Here is a 4259-nt window from a genome sequence, read left to right as displayed (position 1 = left end):
TTCTGCGCATACGTCACCATCCCGGGGTTCTCCATCGCGCCCCATCCGGACGTGTCGGGAACCGCGACCTGGTCGGCCTTGTCATAAGGAAACGGAATGCCGAAGTATTGCTCGTGGTGGTTGATAATCCCGGCGGTAACTTCAGCGGCGTACGCAGCTTCCGCCGTATGTCCCTTCGGCACCACGATGCGAACCGGAACGTGATTCTTCGCGGTGAAGCCCGCGGGCACATACTCGAACGGACCGGTTGCGAACGCCACCAGGTAGCTCGGCAGCGGCTTGGTCTCGTGGAACAAAACCGTGCGCATCGCGCCGGCCTTCTTATCTGAAATCGGCGTTGTATTGCTGATGGCTGTATCCGCCGCCGGAACGTGCAGCGTTAGTTGCCAGGGCGTCTTATAAGAAGGCTCGTCGAAGCAGGGAAAAGCTCCGCGCGCATCGGTCGCTTCAAACTGGGAGAAGATGTACCAGTTATCGTTGTCCTTCTGCCGGAAGATCGCCGTGCTGTTCTTGGTAATCACCGTTCCGGTGTAGTCGATTTTGAAATCTGCCGGGCCGGCTGGAACGGGCGCGTCGAACTGGAAGCCGACGAAATCGTCTCCGCCGGGAAGCACTTTCGCGGTCATCGATTTTCCGCCCGACTTGAGCGTCGCCGACTTGATCTGGATCTTCTCCTGATTCAGCCAGATGGTCTGCGTCGGCTTACTAACGTCCATGTGGATCGAGATCGAGCCGCTGAAATCGTCCTTAGTCGGATCGAGTACCAGATCCGCGCGATAGCTGACCGGCTGGATGCTCTCTACCTCCGCCAGCCGCAGCTTGGGAGGTTGATCGGCGGCAAATGCGGCAGAACACAGTAGAGCCATTGCGGAGGCGCGCGCAGCATGGCGGCAAAGCGAGGTTTGGGTCATAAAGAGAGTAAGACGAAGAAGAGGTGTTTACGGTTCTGAATAGTTGAAGCTACTGCGTCGCCAGGAAAGCAGCCACGCTCGGCTCCTGCGCTTTCCGCTCGGCGATACAAAGGTCGACGCGTTCCAGCGTTTGCGCCAGCGCACGCGGGCCGCCCGTGAACTGAGTCACCTTCGGCGCGAAGAAGTCCTCCAGCGCGCTGCGCGATTCCGCATCGCAGTACGACTGGCCAACGGCGGGGAAGCGCGATCCGAAGTCGAACCCTCCGCCTTGTGGACGCTTGGCGGCGAGCTCATCGAAATGCGCCTTGGTGAAGTCGAATGCCAGGTGTCGCGTTGCCTCTTGACCTTGTCCGGCGAAGAGCAGCTGCGCGCTCTGAATCATCGGAATCTGCCCGCTTAGCACTACTTTATAGCCGGCCTGAATCGCGCCGGGATCGCGGAACGAAGTCATCGCGCCCATAATGCGCTGCCGCTCCTGACGATCCTTGGTGTCCTTATACGCGGCCACAAACTGCTCGAACAGCTTCTCGTCGCCATAGTACGCGGCCGTTCCCAGGACGGCGCCCGTCATCTCCGGGGAGATCGCCGCATGGTTCTCGAACCACTTCGCGGTCAGTTCTTTCGCCTGATTCGCCAGTTCCTGATCGCCGCCCACCGTCGCCACGGCGCGAAGCAGTTCCGGACGCAACAGGTGGACCTCGTCCGGTTCACCCGGCTTGGAGGTCCAGCCCAACTCATGCGCCTTTGCCTGGAAGTTCTTCCGCAGGAATCGTTGATAATTCGGCATGAGCTCCGCCGGAACCAGGTGCTCCCGAACGCTCAGTGCCAGGCGCAGCGAACTCTCCAGAACCTGCCGTTCCGGGTCCGCGTGGAACACGGCCACAAACTTCAGCGCATCGCCCGCGGGCAGATCGCCTTCGCTCGAAAGCGCTTCCGCGTTGCCCATGAAGTCCACGCGCTCCGGAGCGTTCATGCGCTGATCGACCTCGCCGGATGCCAGCGCGTCGAGCAGTTCGGGCTGATAGTTCACGCGGTAATAGCCGACCGCATCACTGTTCCCTTCCACCCACGCCGGACAACTCGACGCCTTCAATTTCCAATCGGCTCTCGGCTGCATCATGAGCGAGCACTCGCTCTGCCCGGCCGTTCCGGTTCCGTACCGCACGCACACCGGAATCTGCCAGACTTCATCCGAGGAACCTTTGGACCCCAGCGGCAGCGCGCGCTTCTGAGTCAAATGCAGTGTCGGCGCGCCCTGTTTGCAATCGAGCGCCATCGACACCAGCGGCACGCCCGCCTGGTTCAGAAATGTCGAGAACGCAGCCGTCACATTCCTGCCGCTGCCGGAACTCACCGCATCCAGAAAGTCGCCCGCGGTTGCGTTCTTGAACGCATATTGCTTCAGATAACTCTGGATGCCCTTGCGGAACTCGGCCTGACCGATCCAGCTCTCAAACATGCCGATGACCGCCGCGCCTTTTTGATAGGTGATCCCGTCGAAGGCGTTGCTGATGTCGTCCTTCGATTCGATCGGCTGGCGGATTTTGCGCGCGCTCACCAGGCTATCCTGATTTTCCGCGCCGAGTTTCGCCCCGACGTTGTTGACCCGCGTGTTCCACTCCGGATGCCATTCCGCCAGAATCTTCGCCGAGGTCCACGTCGCGAACGCCTCATTCAACCAGATATCGTTCCACCAGGCGGTTGTGACCAGATCGCCGAACCACTGATGCGCGAGTTCATGCGCCGCAACCGAAGCATAGCCGCGCTGGCGCGCGATTGTATCGGTATCGGGACGCGCTAACAGCAGCGTCTGGGCATAAGTCACCATGCCCGCATTTTCCATTGCGCCGAAACCGAACGTGACCGGAATCGCCATTTGATCCGACTTCTCATACGGATACGGAATGCCGAAGTAGTCTTCCAGCCGCGTCAGAATGGTTGCGGTTACTTCCGCGGCGTACTTGGCTTCGCCCGCTTTTCCGCGAGGTGTTACGATGCGAACCGGAAAGTGATTCTTCCCGGCGGTTCCCGCATCGACAAAATCGAACGGGCCCACAGCGAAGGCGATCAGATAACTCGGCAGCGGCTTCGTTTGCTTGAACACGAACGTGTGCGGCTCCTCCTTGCTCTCCGACACAACCGGCGTGTTGCTGACCGCATTGACTTTCGCGGGCACGTGCAGTGTCAGCTGCCAGGGCACTTTATAGGAAGGCTCGTCGAAGCACGGGAACACATCGCGCGCGTCGGTAGATTCGAACTGCGTGTACAAGTAATGGTTGCCCGCGTCTTCCATACTGAACAGACCCGCGCTCGATCCCTTGTGAACCACTCCTGAATAGCCGATGTCCAAAATGCTCGGACCAGCCGGCACTGGAGAACTAAACTTGAGCCCGATGAAATCGCTGCCGCCCGGCAACACGGTCGCCTGCATCTGATTGCCGAGGGTCTTCAGCGACGCGTTGTCAATGGAGAGCTTGTTTCCGTTCAGCCAGATGACGGATGTCGGCTGCTGGACCTCGAGACTAATCGCAATTGAACCGGTGAAGGTATCTTCTGCGGGGTCGACCGTCAAGGCCGCGCGATAGCCCGTGGGGGCCATCTGTTCCACTTCAGCCAGGCGGAGTTTCGGAGGAGTTTCGCCCGCGAATAGGTGGGCGGAAAAGCTGGACAGAAGGAGGGAACTGAGGGTAAAGACAGCCTTATTCATCGATAGAAACATGGTTACACAGCGCTTGCGACGCTCGGCGCTGATCTCACCCGTGCAACGGTTCGCGAGAATAGAGGCGTGCGATCCATCGGAGCACGATCTAAGGCCCATCCAACCCTGCCGGCCGGCGCCGTTACAGGCATCGGCAGCTTACCGTTCACTTCCGCGGCGGACGCGATCGACGCCGTTGCCCGCTCCTGCCCAGCCATTCCGTTCTGGCCCCAGATGCCGCGGCTTTCCGACCGTGAGGCGATCATCGGCCAGGGTCTGGGTGTTGTCTCCGAGTGGATCGAACCGCGCGCCGAAGGTTACGGGTACAACGTGAAGGACGGCGAGATCGACCGCGTCGTGGAAGCCCTTCACCACAGCGATGGAGAACTGACGCCGGCGAACGCGGTTGGATTCGGAGCGTTCGAGCAAGCGCTTTCGGCCGGCCGGTTTGCATCGGCTCTCGCCGTCAAGGGTCAGATCGAAGGACCGATCACTCTATCGACGTACTTGTTTCACCAAGACCGCCCATTCTTATCGGATCCGGTGTTGTTTGCGGCTGTCGCGTTTCATATCTCTCAGATCATCTGCTGGCAGATCGATCGCCTCAAGCGAGCCGGCCTGCCGGTGCTGTTGTTTCTGGATGAACCTGC

General features: G+C 60.0%; 2 protein-coding genes and 1 pseudogene. 1 reads left to right on the top strand and 2 read right to left on the bottom strand.

The window, feature by feature from the left end; translation table 11 throughout:
- The coding region (locus tag H1Y01_RS02990; protein WP_219341218.1) for a M1 family aminopeptidase at window positions 1-866 on the bottom strand (866 nt) is incomplete at its 3' end.
- 94 nt (window positions 867-960) lie between these two features.
- The gene (locus H1Y01_RS02985) at window positions 961-3618 is read right to left on the bottom strand and encodes a M1 family metallopeptidase (RefSeq protein WP_180538619.1); all 2658 of its coding nucleotides are present in this window, start codon (window positions 3616-3618) and stop codon (window positions 961-963) included.
- A gap of 78 nt (window positions 3619-3696) precedes the next feature.
- On the opposite strand from H1Y01_RS02985, the pseudogene H1Y01_RS02980 reads away from it, so the two are divergent.
- Window positions 3697-4259 (top strand): annotated as a pseudogene (locus H1Y01_RS02980) (hypothetical protein); the annotation flags it as partial.

This window comes from Nevskia soli, assembly GCF_903970205.1.
Taxonomy (GTDB): domain Bacteria; phylum Acidobacteriota; class Terriglobia; order Bryobacterales; family Bryobacteraceae; genus Bog-113.
The sequence above is the reverse complement of the archived record's forward strand: the minus strand, read 5'-3'. Positions and strand labels throughout refer to the sequence as shown.

Bases quoted from the DNA above. Each gene is read 5' to 3' on its own strand.
- H1Y01_RS02985 (WP_180538619.1), bottom strand. From the start codon at position 3,618: ATGAATAAGGCTGTCTTTACCCTCAGTTCCCTCCTTCTGTCCAGCTTT.